At 58.8% G+C, this 15,343-nt stretch carries 14 protein-coding genes; 5 read left to right on the forward strand and 9 right to left on the reverse strand.

Annotated elements, in window-relative coordinates; genetic code table 11:
* The first annotated feature begins 111 nt into the window (after window positions 1-111).
* The 4 genes from EDD52_RS20610 to EDD52_RS20620 all read left to right on the forward strand — a co-directional run bounded on the left by EDD52_RS20610 (window position 112) and on the right by EDD52_RS20620 (window position 2,251).
* Window positions 112-474, forward strand: a complete 363-nt coding sequence (locus EDD52_RS20610) for a transposase (protein WP_132248514.1) — start codon at window positions 112-114, stop codon at window positions 472-474.
* 145 nt (window positions 475-619) lie between these two features.
* The gene (locus tag EDD52_RS20615) at window positions 620-973 is read left to right on the forward strand and encodes a hypothetical protein (RefSeq protein ID WP_132248515.1); all 354 of its coding nucleotides are present in this window, start codon (window positions 620-622) and stop codon (window positions 971-973) included.
* A gap of 486 nt (window positions 974-1,459) precedes the next feature.
* The gene (locus EDD52_RS24305; protein WP_279389282.1) at window positions 1,460-1,591 is read left to right on the forward strand and encodes a hypothetical protein; all 132 of its coding nucleotides are present in this window, start codon (window positions 1,460-1,462) and stop codon (window positions 1,589-1,591) included.
* A gap of 132 nt (window positions 1,592-1,723) precedes the next feature.
* On the forward strand, window positions 1,724-2,251 hold the full coding sequence (locus EDD52_RS20620) for an HIRAN domain-containing protein (protein WP_132248516.1): 528 nt from the start codon (window positions 1,724-1,726) through the stop codon (window positions 2,249-2,251).
* Window positions 2,252-2,909: 658 nt separating this feature from the next.
* Here the strand turns inward: EDD52_RS20620 and EDD52_RS20630 are convergent.
* The 7 genes from EDD52_RS20630 to EDD52_RS20660 are packed head-to-tail and all read right to left on the reverse strand — an operon-like array spanning window position 2,910 to window position 11,693.
* Entirely contained in the window at window positions 2,910-3,647 is a 738-nt protein-coding gene (locus EDD52_RS20630) for an amino acid ABC transporter ATP-binding protein (RefSeq protein ID WP_132248518.1), read from the reverse strand.
* 11 nt (window positions 3,648-3,658) lie between these two features.
* Entirely contained in the window at window positions 3,659-4,009 is a 351-nt protein-coding gene (locus EDD52_RS20635; RefSeq protein WP_132248519.1) for a RidA family protein, read from the reverse strand.
* On the reverse strand, window positions 4,006-5,919 hold the full coding sequence (locus EDD52_RS20640) for a propionyl-CoA synthetase (protein ID WP_132248520.1): 1,914 nt from the start codon (window positions 5,917-5,919) through the stop codon (window positions 4,006-4,008). Before EDD52_RS20640 ends, EDD52_RS20635 begins: the two co-directional genes overlap by 4 nt.
* Before the next feature lie 11 nt (window positions 5,920-5,930).
* Window positions 5,931-6,680: an SDR family NAD(P)-dependent oxidoreductase gene (locus EDD52_RS20645; protein WP_132248521.1), complete on the reverse strand. Its 750-nt coding sequence runs from the start codon at window positions 6,678-6,680 to the stop codon at window positions 5,931-5,933.
* Between the two features lie 4 nt (window positions 6,681-6,684).
* The gene (locus EDD52_RS20650) at window positions 6,685-8,331 is read right to left on the reverse strand and encodes a hydantoinase B/oxoprolinase family protein (protein ID WP_132248522.1); all 1,647 of its coding nucleotides are present in this window, start codon (window positions 8,329-8,331) and stop codon (window positions 6,685-6,687) included.
* Complete coding sequence (locus EDD52_RS20655; protein WP_243652043.1) at window positions 8,331-10,403, reverse strand: hydantoinase/oxoprolinase family protein; 2,073 nt, start codon at window positions 10,401-10,403, stop codon at window positions 8,331-8,333. Before EDD52_RS20655 ends, EDD52_RS20650 begins: the two co-directional genes overlap by 1 nt.
* 15 nt (window positions 10,404-10,418) lie before the next feature.
* Window positions 10,419-11,693 carry an NAD(P)/FAD-dependent oxidoreductase gene (locus EDD52_RS20660; RefSeq protein WP_132248524.1) on the reverse strand — a complete coding sequence of 425 codons (1,275 nt, stop codon included), beginning with the start codon at window positions 11,691-11,693 and terminating at the stop codon, window positions 10,419-10,421.
* 117 nt (window positions 11,694-11,810) lie between these two features.
* Here EDD52_RS20660 and EDD52_RS20665 point away from each other — a divergent pair, with 117 nt between their 5' ends.
* Window positions 11,811-12,212, forward strand: a complete 402-nt coding sequence (locus tag EDD52_RS20665; RefSeq protein WP_132248525.1) for a rhodanese-like domain-containing protein — start codon at window positions 11,811-11,813, stop codon at window positions 12,210-12,212.
* Window positions 12,213-12,214: 2 nt separating this feature from the next.
* Here EDD52_RS20665 and EDD52_RS20670 read toward each other — a convergent pair whose 3' ends face one another.
* Window positions 12,215-12,985, reverse strand: coding sequence for an IclR family transcriptional regulator (locus tag EDD52_RS20670; protein WP_132248526.1), 771 nt, complete (start codon window positions 12,983-12,985; stop codon window positions 12,215-12,217).
* Window positions 12,982-15,315, reverse strand: a complete 2,334-nt coding sequence (locus tag EDD52_RS20675; RefSeq protein ID WP_243652044.1) for a molybdopterin-dependent oxidoreductase — start codon at window positions 15,313-15,315, stop codon at window positions 12,982-12,984. Before EDD52_RS20675 ends, EDD52_RS20670 begins: the two co-directional genes overlap by 4 nt.
* Between the last annotated feature and the right edge of the window lie 28 nt (window positions 15,316-15,343).

The following is a 15,343-nucleotide window of genomic DNA, read 5'->3' on the forward strand; positions in this document are numbered from 1 at the left end:
CAGAGGAGGCCTTCTATGCAAACTTGAACGCGGTCGAAAAAGTAGCCTAATCATTGAACCAGAAACTCTCCGGTAAACCCGGGGCGGTTCAATCCCGGCCTGGGAAAGACCATGGCCGACCACCAGCGCGTGATCCACAGCCAAAAAGAGTATGCCAACCCCGAAACCGGGGCCCATGTGAACACGGCCGAAGCGGTAATCTCCCAGGTGCAGCGCGCTTTGGTCGGCATTTACCACAACCTCGGACGAAGACACCTTCAGCGATACCTCGACGAGATCATCTGGCGGTGGAACCACCGTGACCCTGTCCGGGAAGTGGTCAAGCAATGGACGACAAAGGCCGGTGTCGAAAGGGAAAAATCAACAATGATCTGGAAGCCGATCCCGGTGGTCGACCAGATGCGCGTCTTGCTTCAGGGTGCTGTCGGAAAGCAATTGCGGCGTTCGAAGGAGTATGGGCTATGCTGGCCTTGATGCCAGCCCTATGCACTTGTGGTGCAGATGAGCGTTTCAGAGATGTGAAGCAAAATGTCTGCTCCGAGCCCAAGTTGACCGACGCTATGCCTTGCTTCAAGGTTAATTTCAACGGAGAAGCAGCCAATACCAAAAAGGTTCCCCCATGAGGCATAAAACGATACTCACAAGCGTCTTGTTGTCAGCTGCGCTGCCCGTCTCAGCACAAGATGTACAATGGCAGTTGGTCGATACCGGTGTCTTGTCCCACTCCTCTCACGGTGAGGGAATCGAGATGGGAATCCGACCAGATCCAGTTCCCAACGGATTGTTCGCCAATGACAACTTGGGTCACCTCTTACTGGCGCTTTGCAATCACTATGCTCCATATGTAAAGCAACAAACGGGTATCGACGACCCAAACTTCATTGCGGTACGCATCGTTTCAAGAGGTGCGGTAGGACGCTATGTTTTGGAAACCTACGCGATTTCTGATGGGCAATGTGGAGGAGTGCTGTAAACTCGATTGCCATTGTAAAACGGCCAGTGGTGCAGGTTCCGCGAAAGTCGGCAGCGTCCGCATCAACGACTTTTAGAACAAGAGGGATGGGTGCTTATGCCACTGCTTTCTTTGGTGGATAAGCGGGTTTCCTTTCGGCGGATCGCGGCCGTCGTGGCAACCCCTATTCAATGTGGAATGGACGCCCTGACCCTATCGGAGTTTGAGGACATCACTGCTCGTTATTCCATCGGTCTGAACGAAGCGCATGGAGAGGACTCCTGGAAGACGCTCACACGCAGCTCCCTTGGGGCAAGGCATCAGATCCCCAGTGGGTGAAACATCTCAGGGTAATCCAGGGAGAGCGACTTTATCGCGGGTCCTTTCCCAGAGGCACACCGCTGAAGCAAGGCGATGTCGAGAGATCGAGCGCGAATATTCATATCATGCCGGCAACGCCCCTTCAGGGAAAAGCTCAGCAGCGTGGGAAAGGGGGACGTTGTTCGCATGACCGGGTTTCTCGTGAACATCACCCGGCAAGACGGATACGAATGGCTGACATCCCTCGTCCGAACCGACACAGGTCTTGGGGCCTGCGACATTATTCTGGTGGAAACTGTCGAAATCGAAGGCCGCTGAGGAAAACGATCTGTGCATTATTGGCAAATCATGTTTTCCTGAGACATCGGGAAGCTCGAATACCAGGAACGACAGACAGATGTATTGCGGCAAGTTCAAAGGGTCACGTGCCCCAGGCACTGGAGGTGTCTGATGGGACTTCTTTCCTGGCTTTTTGGCGCCCCTGAAGAAGCTGCGGCTGAATCAGAAGATCGAGGATCCATGCGGGCGGATCATGCCGTGAAACAACCCGTGCGGACATATGCCTCTCCCACCGCTCGCGTCCAGTGGGAGAGAGGAAGGTTCCCGATAAAAGCCGTTGGCGAGATCAATTACCAAGTGGCGCTTCTGGATATCACTGGAGGACCCAACCGAAACGGCTATCAGATGGAGATGGAGGCAGTTCTCCAGCGGGAATATGACAACCCATATGACGGGAATGCCGTTGTCGTCGAAATCAAAGGGCTGACGGTTGGATACCTGCCTCGCGATCAAGCTGCCAGAGTCTCTTCTCAAATGAAACGGGATGGCATTTCTGGCGCCAGATGCATTGCCAGACTTATCGGAGGCTGGCCCACCAAGAAAAATGTTGCCGGGCACTTTGGCGTGCGACTTGGCGTGCCGAAGCGCGGGTGGATAGATTTCGGACTGGGAAAGAGCGAACCTCAAGACGGGCAGTAACAACAGGCCCGGGAATCTCACAAGAAGCCCCGCAGCAGCCGACCTCCAAAGGTCGGACCACAATTCTTCATGGGGATCGTTCGAGCAGGGGCAGTTCTTGCCTGCGCCGGAGACATCGCGTCCCGGCGCAGAGGCGTAGAATCACAAGCCCGCGAGATAGCGCTCTGCATCAAGAGCTGCCTGGCAGCCCATGCCTGCAGATGTGATTGCCTGACGGTATCCTGGAGTATTCTGGCGACGCCGGTAGAGCACGACGATCTGGTTTGCCTCCGCCCATCTGTTGTAGCCCGTCAACCGGGCATAGTCCTCACCGATAACCTGTCGCCTCTGCTTGCAGCCGTGCAACGCGATGTGCAAACGGCAGATTTCGCCCTCCGCGCAGTCAGCCGGAACGTAGACGAAAGCAATAGAGTCCATGTGTGACGATTAATTGGCGGGTTCAACGACACCGAGTATGAGTTCGGAGCGGCGGTCGCGCTGAATGCCAACAGGACGGGACCAGGTTCAAGAGACCCGGCGGAGCTTCACCCGGAACGCGACTTCCGGCAGTCCCTTCTCCGTCGTCAGCGCCAACCGGTCAGATTAGGGTAATTGACAGGGGAAGGTTTCTGCCAAATCGCAACTGGGCTTTGTTGATTTGGGGCACCAACTACTGCGATCAATGGGTGAGCACTTTTTCCAGAAAGTCCCGAGTACGCGCATTCTGAGGGCTACCAAAGAACCCTTCAGGATCGCTTTCCTCGATGATCTCGCCCGCATCCATAAAGATCACGCGATCTGCGACTTTGCGGGCAAATCCCATTTCGTGAGTGACACAGACCATTGTCATGCCCTCTTGCGCAAGCGTCACCATGACGTCGAGCACTTCGCCAATCATTTCCGGATCAAGCGCAGATGTCGGTTCATCGAACAGAAGGATCTCGGGCTTCATGCAAAGCGCACGTGCGATCGCGACGCGCTGTTGTTGCCCACCGGACAGCTGACCGGGATACTTTTGCGCCTGGTTCGCGATCTGAACCTTTTCGAGATACCCCATCGCCGTGGCTTCGGCCTCGGCTTGCGGAACCTTGCGCGCCAGCATCGGGGCCAGTGTGCAGTTTTCCAAGATTGTCAGATGTGGAAACAGGTTGAAATGCTGAAAGCACATGCCGACTTCGCGGCGCATCACTTCGATATTCGGGGCGTCTGCATTGATCGGCTTTCCGTGGATCAGGATCTCACCGGATTGATGTTCCTCAAGCTGATTGATCGTCCGGATCAGGGTCGACTTTCCTGAACCGGATGGTCCACAAAGCACGATCTTCTCGCCGCTCGCAACAGCGAGATTAATGTCCCTGAGCGCATGAAAGGTTCCATAGAACTTGTTGACGCTTTTCATCTCGACAGCAGCGGTCATGGTGTTCTCCTTCATTCCGCCGGTTTCAAAGCAGCGGTGATGATGATTTCAACTTTCAGTACATCACGGGCGAGTTTTGCTTCGCCGCACGCACGAGCCGGCGCGTGGCCTTCCGGCACCCAGCCATCCCAAACCGCGTTCATCTCGGCAAAATTCCGCATATCCGAAAGCCAGATGATGGCTTGAAGGATATGTCCGCGATCCGAACCGGCCTCGGCCAAGAGCGCGTCGATCCGGCTGAGGCAATCCTTGGTTTGTTCGGTAACGGTATCCCCCGCGCCGACCTGGCCACATAGGTAGATTGTGCTATTGTGGATGACGATCTTGCTCATCCGCTCCGTGGTATGTTGGCGCTCGATCATGTCATGGTTCCGATCAGACTACGGGCCGACAGCGCAGCGGTGATTTCGTCAAGAATATCCGGGTCATCGATGGCAGCAGGCATCTTGAAGGACGCGCCATCCGCAATTTTCTGAACAGTTCCGCGCAGGACCTTGCCCGATCGCGTCTTGGGCAGGCGTTTGACCTCAAGGGCGTGTTTGAACGCCGCCACGGCGCCGATCTTGGCGCGTACCAGCTGCACCAATTCGCGCTCCAGTTCGACCTCATCGCGGTCCGCGCCATCGTTGGTTACGAAAAGCCCCAAGGGCATCTGCCCCTTGAGCGGGTCCGCCTTGCCCACCACCGCGCATTCGGCGATGTCGGGATGCTGGGCGATGACCTCTTCCATCGCACCCGTCGACAGGCGGTGCCCGGCGACATTGATGATGTCATCGGTGCGCGCCATGATGAAAACATAGCCGTCCTCGTCGATAATTCCGGCATCCGACGTGGCATAGAACCCCGGATACTCCGTCATGTAAGAAGAGATGAACCGGTCGGGTGCGTTCCAGAGCGTCGGAAATCCCGAGGGCGGCAATGGCAGTTTGCACACGATGTTGCCCAGCGTTCCGGGGGACACCGCGTGGCCTTCGTCGTCCAGAACACGGATGTCGTAACCTGGCATCGGCTTCCCCGGAGAGCCCGGTTTGACCTCAAATGCCCCCAGCCCGACCGGATTTCCTGACATCGGCCATCCCAGTTCGGTCTGCCACCAGTGGTCAATGACCGGACGGTCAAGTTTGTCTTGCAGCCATTCGACGGTCGCTGGGTCCGACCTTTCGCCCGCCAGAAACAGCGTGCGGAAATGGCTCAGGTCATACTCCGCGATCAGCGCGCCGGTGGGGTCAACTTTCTTGATGGCGCGAAAGGCGGTGGGTGCGCCGAACATCGCGGCAACCTTGTGATCCTGAAGAACCCGCCAGAACGCACCGGCGTCGGGCGTGCCCACGGGCTTGCCCTCGTACACAAGCGTGGTGGCACCGTGTAGCAGCGGGCCATAGCAGATGTAGGAATGCCCGACGACCCAACCGACATCCGAAGCGGCCCAGAACACCTCCCCCGGGGCAACACCGTAGTGATGTTCCATCGTCCATTTGAGGGCGGCCATATGCCCGCCATTGTCGCGCACCACGCCCTTGGGCTGGCCCGTCGTACCGGAGGTGTACAGGATATAAAGCGGGTCGGTCGCGGCCACCGGCACACATTCGGTGCTTTCGCCCGCAGCGATGGCGGCCCCAACGGCAGACGCATAGTCGATATCGCGGGGTTCCGTCAGCGCGCAGGTGTGCGTCTCACGTTGCAGGATCACGCAATGCTCTGGCTTGTTTTGCGACAGGCTGATTGCCTCATCCAGCAGCGGTTTGTACGAAATCACCCGCCCCGGCTCGATCCCGCAGGACGCCGAGATGACCACATGCGGCGCGGCATCGTCGATCCGCGTGGCAAGTTCCTGCGCCGCGAAGCCACCGAACACCACGGAATGCACCGCCCCCAACCGCGCGCAGGCCAGCATGGCGAAGATGGCCTCGGCAACCATCGGCATGTAGATCACCACGCGGTCGCCCTTCGTGACGCCCAGCCCGCGCAAGACAGATGCCAGCGCGCCGACCTGTCTTTGCATTTCTGCATAGGTAAAGCTGGCTTGACTGCCCGTAACCGGGCTGTCGTAGATCAGCGCCGTGCGGCTTCCGTGCCCTGCCTCGACATGGCGATCCACGCAGTTATAGCAGGTGTTGCATGTCGCGCCATCAAACCAGCGGCCATAGACACCGCTTTCTGGGTTGAAAACTGCGGTGGCAGGCGTGAACCAGTCGATCTGCTCGCCCGCCTTGGCCCAAAACGCCTCGGGATCATTTTGCCAGGCCTGATAGGTCTCTTCGTAACGCGACATGTCCGGGGTTCCTAACAGGTGTAGTTCAGGCCAAGACGGCCACCATCGACATAAATCGTCTCGCCGGTGATATAGCTGGCCTTTTTCGAGCACAGGAAAGCGACGACATCACCGATTTCACGGGCGCTACCTGCGCGGCCCAATGGTGTTCGCGACATAGCGGTCTTGAACGCATCGGGGTTCGCATTGACGCCGGCCATCATCTCGGTATCGATCGATCCGGGACCTACTGCATTCACGCGGATGTTGTTCTTTGCCAGCGCCAGCGCCGCCACCTTTGTCAGCTGCATGACCCCGCCCTTAGAGGCGCAATAAGCCGGGATCGCCGGGATCGCGACCTGCGCGTTGATAGATGACATGTTGACGATGGCCCCTTGAATGCCATTTTCAACCATGACCCGCGCAGCCATTTGCGTGGCCGTGAAAACGCCCGTCAGGTTGATGTCGATCACCCGCTGAAACGCCTCCAGATCATAGGTCAGAAAATCACCCGGCATCGCCACGCCGGCATTGTTGACCAGCGCATGCAGCGGGCCGTGATCGGCGGCAATGGCGTCGAACATCGCTGTGATCTGATCCGTGTCGCCCATATCGCAAGCAAAGCCGACCAGGGCTCCCAGTTGCTTTGCAGCGGCTTTGACGCCCTCTGCGTTGATATCCGCCAGAATGACAGCATAGCCGTCTTCAGCCAAAGCTTCGGCGCAGGCATATCCGATGCCCTGGGCCGCACCGGTGATCAGTGCAATCGGTTTATCCGTCATCTTTTTATCCTTCGAATCCGTAGTCTTGTTTGGCCTGTTCGGCCGTAATCTTGCCCGCGCGCAGGTCTTTTTCGATCAACGATCTATCGCGGTCTGCGGGTGCGCCATAACCACCGCCCCCCGGCAGGCTCAGCCGCAAACGTTGGCCGTTTTTCACCATTTGTCGCCCCTTGCTGCGCAGTTTGGTGCCATCGCTCAACTCGACCCGGCCCGCAGCACCGGCGCCACCACCGTCGCGCCCCAATGCCGGGTTTTCCACCCGGTCAAACATGGCGTTGAAAAAGAAATCATATCCATCGCGTGGCTCTATCTCGATGATCTGGCCCAATCCGCCACGATGTGCCCCTGCCCCGCCAGATCCGTCGCGCAGTTCCTTGCGCCACACAGTGATCGGCCCGACATGCTCGGTAGCCTCGACGCTCATGGTTGACACACCGGACGGGAATGCCGTTGCCGACAAGCCATCATGTGCGGGACGTCCGCCAGTGCCGCCAGAATTGAACATCAGCACTTCGGCATTGCGCAGACCGCTTTCCGGATCACTTGGCCGGGCCGATATCTGAATGTTCCACAGCGCGCTTGCCCCTTCGGCTGGCACGGTATCCGGCAGGGCCTGATGCAGCGCGCCCAGGACAACATCAGGCACAAGATGGCCCAATACGTGGCGCACGGACACCGGTGCGGGCCGACGCGCAGCAAGGATACAGCCCTCGGGTGCCGTGATCTCAAAAGGCTCCAGCGATCCGGTGTTGTTGGGCACCTCCGGCGCAATGGCACATTTCAAACCATAGCAGGCATAGGCGCGGGTGTAGACTTCGGGCACGTTGACGCCAAATCGGCTCATCCCCGAGGTGCCCGCGAAATCCGCCTTGATCCGGTCCCCCACCACATCCAGTTGCACCACCATCAGTACTGGCGCGTCGTAGCCATCGACCTGCATCTGGTGAGCAAAGCGGCCATCCGGGACGGCAGCAATTGCGGCATGGGTGGCTTTGCGGCTGGTTTCAATCACGAAATCGGACAGCCCGTCCAGATCAGCAATCCCGAATTCACCCATCATCGTCTGCAAACGGCGGTCCCCGGCTGCGTTGCAGGCAGCCAGCGAATACATATCGCCCACCACCTGATCAGGCTCGCGCACATTGGCGCGTACCATCCGGATCAGATCGCGGCCGACAACGCCACGTTCGGCGAATTTCATAATCGGGATCAAAAGCCCCTCTTCATATACCTCGTTCGCATCCGGACCAAAGCCGCGCCCGCCAATATCGACGACATGCGCCGTGCAGGCAAAAAAGCCGATATGTTTTCCGTCTCGGAAGGTCGGGGAAACGACCGTGATGTCGTGCAGATGGCCAGTGCCCAGCCAAGGGTCGTTGGTAATGAAAACATCGCCCTCGAAAATATTCTGCGCGCCAATTTCACGGACGAAATGGGTTACACTTTCGGCCATGGCATTCACATGCCCCGGCGTACCAGTTACGGCCTGCGCCATCATCCGGCCCTGTCTGTCAAACAAGCCCGCCGACAAATCGCCCGCTTCGCGGACCGAGGTGGAAAAGGCGGTGCGGATCAACGTGGTCGCCTGCTCTTCGACAACCGCAATGAGGCGGTTCCACATGATTTGGTAGTCGATATCGGTGGGGGTCATCACACGGGCTCCTTACGGCGCAAAAGCAGACTGCCATCACCCTGCCCGATCGCGCGGTATGCAGAGGTGACGATTGTCGTGGTCTCGGATTCGACGATCACCGCCGGGCCTTCTACGGCCTGACCTGCGGTCAAGGCGCTGCGCTCAACCTCATGCGCATCCACCATGCGGCGCAGGGCAGCGTCGTAAAACTGCCGGGTCCGCATGATTGGTGCGGTCGTGCCGGTGTCAAAGCGGGTCGCCGGGGCAGCGTCGGGCATAACCGAGGCGACAACCAGCGACCAGTTGGTGATCTCAATCCCCAACCCGTCGATGATGCGGCCAAACAAGATGCGATAGGCGTCCTCGAACGCGCTTTGGATCGCCGCGGCATCGTCGCGCGTGAATGTGACATAGTCGAGCGGTACCGGGATTTCCCAACCCTGCCCGGCATAGCGCATGAAAGCCGTCAGCCTGGTTGTAGTTTTCGCCCCTTTGGCGCCTTTGTCGACAAAGCTGCGAGCCTCGGCTTCCAGCGCTTTCAATGTCGTGTTGACTGCATCGGCATCAAAGCCGTCGATGCGCTGGAACAGGCCCTGCGTCGCCTCATAGCTGAACGGTGCCTTAAGGAAGCCGATCGCCGAACCGACGCCCGCCCCCGGTGGCACCAGCAATTCGGTGATGCCAAGCTTCTCGCAGAGTCGACATGCATGCAGAGGTGCACCGCCGCCAAAGCCGATCATCGTGAAATGCTCAATGTCGCGACCATTCTCAACCGTGTGGACCCGGGCGGCATTGGCCATGTTCTCGTCAACCATCTCGGTCACACCAAAGCCAGCCTCACCGGCCTTGATGCCAAGGGGGTCTGCCAGACGCGTGGCCACAGCCGCTTCGGACGCCGCGACCGCCAGCGGGATCGCCCCACCGGCAAAGTTGTCGGGATCCAGCCGCCCAAGCAGCAGGTTGGCATCCGTCACGGTTGGCTCTGTACCGCCCTTGCCATAGCAGGCAGGACCGGGTTCCGAAGCCGCGGAGCGCGGCCCGACCTGAATGCGACCCATTGTGTCGATGGAGGCAATCGAACCACCGCCGGCCCCGATCTCGACCATTTCGACCACCGGGGTCGACACGGTCATGCCAGAGCCCTTCTTGAACCGATAGGTCCGGGCGACCTCGAAAGTGTTCGCGGTTTTGGGCGCACCGTCTTCGATCAGGCAGATCTTGGCCGTGGTGCCACCCATGTCAAAGGACAGGACCTTGTCCAACCCATGCGCACGGGCGTAATCGGCGGCAAAGATGGCACCGCCGGCAGGGCCGGATTCCAGCAGGCGCACAGGCTGTTCCGCGGCGGTTTCCACCGAAATCAGGCCGCCGCCCGAATGCAACATAAAGACCGGCGCGGTCACGTCGGCATCGCGCAGACGCGCCACCAATCGGCCAAGGTAATCGGCAACTTGCGGCTGAACATAAGCGTTGGCGATCACCGTGTTGAACCGCGGCAGCTCCCGCATCTGCGGCGAGATCACCGAGGAGAGGGAGACCGGTAAATCCGGTTTGGCCGCGCGCAAGGCATCGGCCATCTGTAGCTCGTGGGTGTTGTTGGCGTAGGAATGCATCAGACCAATCGCCACGGCCTCGAAACCGCCCTCCAGAATGGTTTCGACCATCGCCGAAACTTCTGCCGGGTCCAGTGGCAGCAGAACTTCGCCCTTCGGCCCCATGCGTTCGTTCAAAGTGAACCGATCTTCCCGCGCAACCATTGGTTCAGGAAGCGTCAGGTTCAGGTCATATTGCTCGAACCGGTTTTCCGAGCGCATCTCGATGACATCGCGGAAGCCTTCGGTGGTGATGAAAGCAAGTTTGGCCCCTCGCCGTTCGATCAGGGAGTTGGTCACAAGGGTTGTGCCATGGATGACCTGTTCGATCGCGGCCAACTGGACCCCCGCCTGTTCGGCAGCTATCGCGATCCCGTCCAGAATGGCCTGTTCAGGCTGAGTGTAATTTGTCAGAACCTTGCAGGTCGACAAGCCATCGGGATACGCCAGCGCTACGTCCGTGAAAGTGCCGCCGATATCCACGCCGACTCGGATCATTGAATTTCTCATGGATCAGATGCTCTTGAGGATTTGATTTGCAGTGAAAGCCGACTGATAAATCCGCGACACGAAGGGTGCAGAAGGCACCGTTGTCAGCTTGGTCATCGGCAGCGGCAGGTCGGCGCGGTCCATGCCGGTCAGCAGCCCCGCCATGGTTTCACCGAACATCGTTCCGGTGGTAATACCGCGCCCGTTGTAACCTATGGGCGTGAACAGGTTGGTGTCCAATTCATGAATGCGCGGCAGGTGATCCGGTGTCATGGCGATCTTGCCATGCCACGCTTCTTCGAACTCCACCGGGCCGAGCGACGGGAAAATGCGCGCGATCTGCTTTTTCGCCCAGCGGTGCGACAACCCGTGATCCTTGTTACCGACCACCTTGCCCATCGATCCAACAATCAGCCGGTCAAAGGCATCGCGGCGGATATTGAACATGATCTGGCCGGTATCCCAAAGCCCCTGCTTGCCCGGCAGGATATGAGCCGCGTCACCCCCCAGCGATTTGGTGGCGAGTTGGAAATAGTGGATCAGCGTAAAAATCCGTGACAAGCCGGGCCAGAGATCGTCGGTATAGGCGTTGGTGCCAAGGACCACCGCCTTGGCGCAAATGGTGCCCTGATCGGTCTCAACCTTCCACAGTTCGCCGTCACGCTGCAATTTGGTGGCGCGCACGCCAGTGCTGATTTCGGCGCCAGCACCGCGCGCCGCACGCGCCAATCCACGGCAATAGCCCATCGGGTTAATCGTCCCGGCGCGATGATCAACAAGACCGCCGTGGAAGTGATCGGTGCCGATCATGCTGGAGATTTCTTTGCGGTTCAACAGGTCAACCGGTTCGCCAAGGCGCTGCCATTCCGCATGCCGCCCTTGCAGATCACGGAACCCGGCGGGCGAATGGGCCGCGTGAATTGTGCCGGTCTTGGTCACCTCGCAGCGGATCTGGTGCTTCTCGATCAACGAGAACACGTAATTCGGACCATTGCCGAATTTAGTGATGAAGCGCGGCCCATAGTCCGGCCCCAATTTCTCGCGCACTTTCTGCGGCGGCAGCCACAGTGCGGCATTGACCAGACCACAGTTGCGCCCCGATCCGCCGTAGCCAATCTGCTCTGCCTCGACCACATGTGCAGACAGTCCCTTTTCAGCGCAATGCAAGGCGGTGGACAGGCCTGTAAAGCCGCCTCCGACAATCGCCACATCTACCGACGCGCCATCTGGCATGGGTGCTGCATAGTCGTCTTCCTGGGCTGATGCGTCCCAAAGTGAGATTGCTTCGTGTCCTGACATGATCAGATGCCCCCGTTGAATTGGTCGTGCCGAAGCACCTTGAGTCGAGGTTGCATGAAGGCGTCGCATGTGTCAATATAGGATATTACTGTTCTATATATCAACACAAGGTTCAAGATGGCTCTCAAAATCTCGTCTGCACAAATGGTCCAAAACGCACGGGCGCGGATCACCGAAATCGATACCGCCGATCTGATCGCGATGCTGGATGATCCGGATGTGGTGGTGGTCGATATTCGCGATATTCGCGAACGTCAGCGCGGCGGTTACATCCCGGGCAGCTTTCATGCGCCACGCGGGATGATCGAATTCTGGGTCGATCCCGACAGCCCCTATTACAAGGAGGTCTTCGGGCAGGAAGGCAAGAAATACGTTTTCCATTGCGCCTCTGGCTGGCGCTCGGCCATCACCACGGCAACCCTGCAGGACATGGGCTTTGACGCTGCCCACCTGAAAGAGGGCTTCTCAACATGGGAAAAACAGGGCGGACCAGTCGAGTTTCCCGAAAAGAAAGTCTGACCTCAGGTGTTTCCGAGTTTTCGGCTGATGCTCTGGGCGGAGTGGAATACCAGTCCGCCCAGCTTTTCCTCGCCATTGTCGATCAGATTGACGTCAGGCAGGGAGATGCCGATCGCCCCAACAGGTTCGCCGCCGGGCAAGAGGATCGCGGCCCCGAAACTTAGAATTCGTTCGCGGAATTCGCCAGTATCATAGGCAAAACCACGCCTGCGCGTCTCGGCCACATCAGCATCCAGACCGGCAAGATCCGTGATCGTGCGGTCGGTATGCTGCGTGAGGGATCCGGCAATCTGTTCACGCAGCTTGTCATACTCCGCAGCCAGAAGCGCCTTTCCCGTTCCAACACAATGCAACGGCGCGGTGCCCCCGACAGCATTCCAAGAGCGGATCGGTTTTTGGCTGTCGATCTTGTCGATATAGATCACCGAAAGGTTTTCCCGTACGGCCAGATAGACCGTTTCGCCGGTTTCCTCACTCAGATGCGCCAACTCTTCAGCAGCGATTTCGCGAAGGTTCAAGCTTTCGACAGAGGCGCGTCCGATCTGCCAGGTCTTGAGAGTGGCAGCATAAGATTTGTCGTCGCGATGTTTGACATACCCCAGGGTGGTGAGCGTTTGCAGCAACCGGAACGTGTTGGACTTGGTCAGACCCAGCTCGTTGGATAGTTCCGTCACACCCTTGCCATTGGCGGACCCGGCCAGGTTTTCCAGAATAGCGAGCCCCTTTGACAGGGTGGAATCGACGCGCGGCGCCTTGGGGGTATCTGTTGTCATGTCTTTTTCGCCCTCATTTCCGGCACCTTATCCAGATCGTCAGCGGACTGAAAGCGCGGTTGAGCGTGCACAGTGATGGTAGGAACCGGTCCGTCGTATTTTCGGATCTCAACAAGCGCGGAATGCGCGGCGGGGCTTTGGGTCAAGGACGACGTTCGTTGATCGTGGGTCAGGACGTTGGGGTTGCCGTGTCGGTCGCGGGCCTGCTCTGCATCAAAGTCAGGGTCGTACCAAGCGCCCGTCCACAAAAACAAGCAGCCTGCGCTTACCTCATCGCTGACCCTGGCCCCGGCCAGACACCGGCCGCGATCATTGAACAACTCCACCACGTCGCCGCTTTGAATACCTCGCGCGGCGGCATCGCCCGGGTTGATCAACACCGGCTCGCGCCCATTGATCTTGTGGCTAAGGCTATAGGCCCCGTTGTCCAACTGACTGTGAAGGCGGGTCTTGGGCTGCCCGGACAACAGAGCGAGAGGATAGTGTGCCAGTTTGCCCGCAGCAACATCCCGGGGAGGGAACCACGCAGCGTGGCCCTTGCAATCGTCAAGCCTGAAGCCTGCTATCACGTCAGAATATAGTTCTATCCGCCCACTTGGCGTTGGAAGCGAATGTGCTTCTGGATCACTTCGGAATTCTGCGAGGAAAACCTGATTTGGGCTCGGGTCCGGCACGTCAATCACATCGCCCGCGATAAAGCTATGCCATTCAGGCAAGGTGACCTCCGCGTCAGCAGCGCGTTGGCGCGTGACCTCCCAGATCTCTTCAAGCCAGTCACCCGCGGATTTTCCATCTGTGAAATGCTCAACATTACCCAGCCTCGCTGCCAGCCCGGTGTAAATGTCGTATTCGATCCGGGCCTCACCTGCGGGCACGACCAGTTGCGGCATCGGCACCAGCGCATTGTCGGACTTGCCGGCCCCGAAATCCATGCGTTCCTGCGCCATGGCCACGGGCAGCACGATATCGGCATGGCGCGCAGTCGCCGTCCAGTTTACCTCGTTCACGATCACGGTTTCGGGGCGCTGGAACGCAGCGTGCAGCTTGTTCAGGTCCTGATGGTGGTGAAAGGGATTTCCACCCGCCCACCAGACCATTCGCGTATCGGGGAAGGTTCGGCTCTGGCCCTGATACTGGTAGCTACCGCAAGGGTTCAGTAGCATTTCCGAGATCATCGCCACCGGAATGAAATCCTCAACCGGATTGGCGCCTTGCGACATCGTTCCCCAGCGGAAGGGCCGTTCGATATTGCCGATGTTGGCGTTGACACCATAGCCGATGACATAGCCACCACCGGGCAGACCGATCTGGCCCAGCATGGCGGCCAGCGTTACCGCCATCCAGAGGGGCTGCTCGCCATAATCGCTGCGCTGCACCCCGGCCGCGACGGAGATCATCGTGCGCTGTTCCGCCATCTGGCGCGCGAGAGAGCGGATCTTGTTGGCGTCCACGCCGCAAATCGCCGCCGCCCAGTCAGCATCCTTCGCCTGCCCGTCTTGCACACCCAATAGATAGTCACGGGCGTGATCGAACCCGACCGTGTACCGATCAAGAAACGCCTGATCGTGCAGCCCATCGGCGAACAACGTATATGCAAGCCCCATCATCAGCGCAGTGTCGGTGCCAGGTCTTGCAGGCATCCACTCAGCGTCCAGCACATCCGCAGCATCGCTGCGAAGCGGCGAAATATTCACAAACTTCACGCCCGCGTTTGCACAAGCCTGCAAATTGTCAGACATACGGTGCCGTGCCACCCCACCATCACTGACCTGTGTATTCCGTTCGGCCATACCGCCGAACATCACCACCAGATCCGTGTTTTGTGCAATCACCGACCACCGGGTCGCCTGCGCCACATGGGTCCGGTACGGCCCCACGATGTGTGGCATCAGACCAAGTGCTGCGTTGTAGCTGTAATTCCCTTCGGAACGTACGAATCCGCCCTGCGTATTCAAAAACCGTTTCAACTGGCTCTGCGCGTGGTGAAAGCGGCCTGCACTCGACCAACCATAAGATCCGGCAAAAATCGCCCTGTTGCCGTGCGTTTGCCTGACGCGGGTCAGCTCTTTGGCAACCAGGTCGAGCGCGTGGTCCCAATTGACTTCGACAAAACTGTCGCGCCCCCGCGGCACGGCGTTCGCACGACCCTCCAGCCAACTTTTCCGGATAGCAGGCCGCAAGACCCTGGCAGCGCCATGCAGGCTGTCGGCAATGTTCGCGTTGATCTGTGAGGACGCGGGATCATTGGGATGGCCCTGGACCTTCGTCACCTTGCCGTCCTGCACTGTTGCAATGCCTATGCCCCAATGGCTGGCTGTAATCTTTTTCACCGCTTGGCTCCCACGAGTCAGATTGTGC

Origin of the sequence: Primorskyibacter sedentarius, from assembly GCF_004342065.1 — a bacterium.
GTDB classification, from domain to species: Bacteria; Pseudomonadota; Alphaproteobacteria; order Rhodobacterales; family Rhodobacteraceae; genus Primorskyibacter; species Primorskyibacter sedentarius.

Bases quoted from the DNA above. Each gene is read 5' to 3' on its own strand.
- EDD52_RS20610 (WP_132248514.1), top strand. From the start codon at position 112: ATGGCCGACCACCAGCGCGTGATCCACAGCCAAAAAGAGTATGCCAAC.
- EDD52_RS20615 (WP_132248515.1), top strand. From the start codon at position 620: ATGAGGCATAAAACGATACTCACAAGCGTCTTGTTGTCAGCTGCGCTG.
- EDD52_RS24305 (WP_279389282.1), top strand. From the start codon at position 1,460: ATGACCGGGTTTCTCGTGAACATCACCCGGCAAGACGGATACGAATGG.
- EDD52_RS20620 (WP_132248516.1), top strand. From the start codon at position 1,724: ATGGGACTTCTTTCCTGGCTTTTTGGCGCCCCTGAAGAAGCTGCGGCT.
- EDD52_RS20630 (WP_132248518.1), bottom strand. From the start codon at position 3,647: ATGACCGCTGCTGTCGAGATGAAAAGCGTCAACAAGTTCTATGGAACC.
- EDD52_RS20635 (WP_132248519.1), bottom strand. From the start codon at position 4,009: ATGATCGAGCGCCAACATACCACGGAGCGGATGAGCAAGATCGTCATC.
- EDD52_RS20640 (WP_132248520.1), bottom strand. From the start codon at position 5,919: ATGTCGCGTTACGAAGAGACCTATCAGGCCTGGCAAAATGATCCCGAG.
- EDD52_RS20645 (WP_132248521.1), bottom strand. From the start codon at position 6,680: ATGACGGATAAACCGATTGCACTGATCACCGGTGCGGCCCAGGGCATC.
- EDD52_RS20650 (WP_132248522.1), bottom strand. From the start codon at position 8,331: ATGACCCCCACCGATATCGACTACCAAATCATGTGGAACCGCCTCATT.
- EDD52_RS20655 (WP_243652043.1), bottom strand. From the start codon at position 10,403: ATGATCCGAGTCGGCGTGGATATCGGCGGCACTTTCACGGACGTAGCG.
- EDD52_RS20660 (WP_132248524.1), bottom strand. From the start codon at position 11,693: ATGTCAGGACACGAAGCAATCTCACTTTGGGACGCATCAGCCCAGGAA.
- EDD52_RS20665 (WP_132248525.1), top strand. From the start codon at position 11,811: ATGGCTCTCAAAATCTCGTCTGCACAAATGGTCCAAAACGCACGGGCG.
- EDD52_RS20670 (WP_132248526.1), bottom strand. From the start codon at position 12,985: ATGACAACAGATACCCCCAAGGCGCCGCGCGTCGATTCCACCCTGTCA.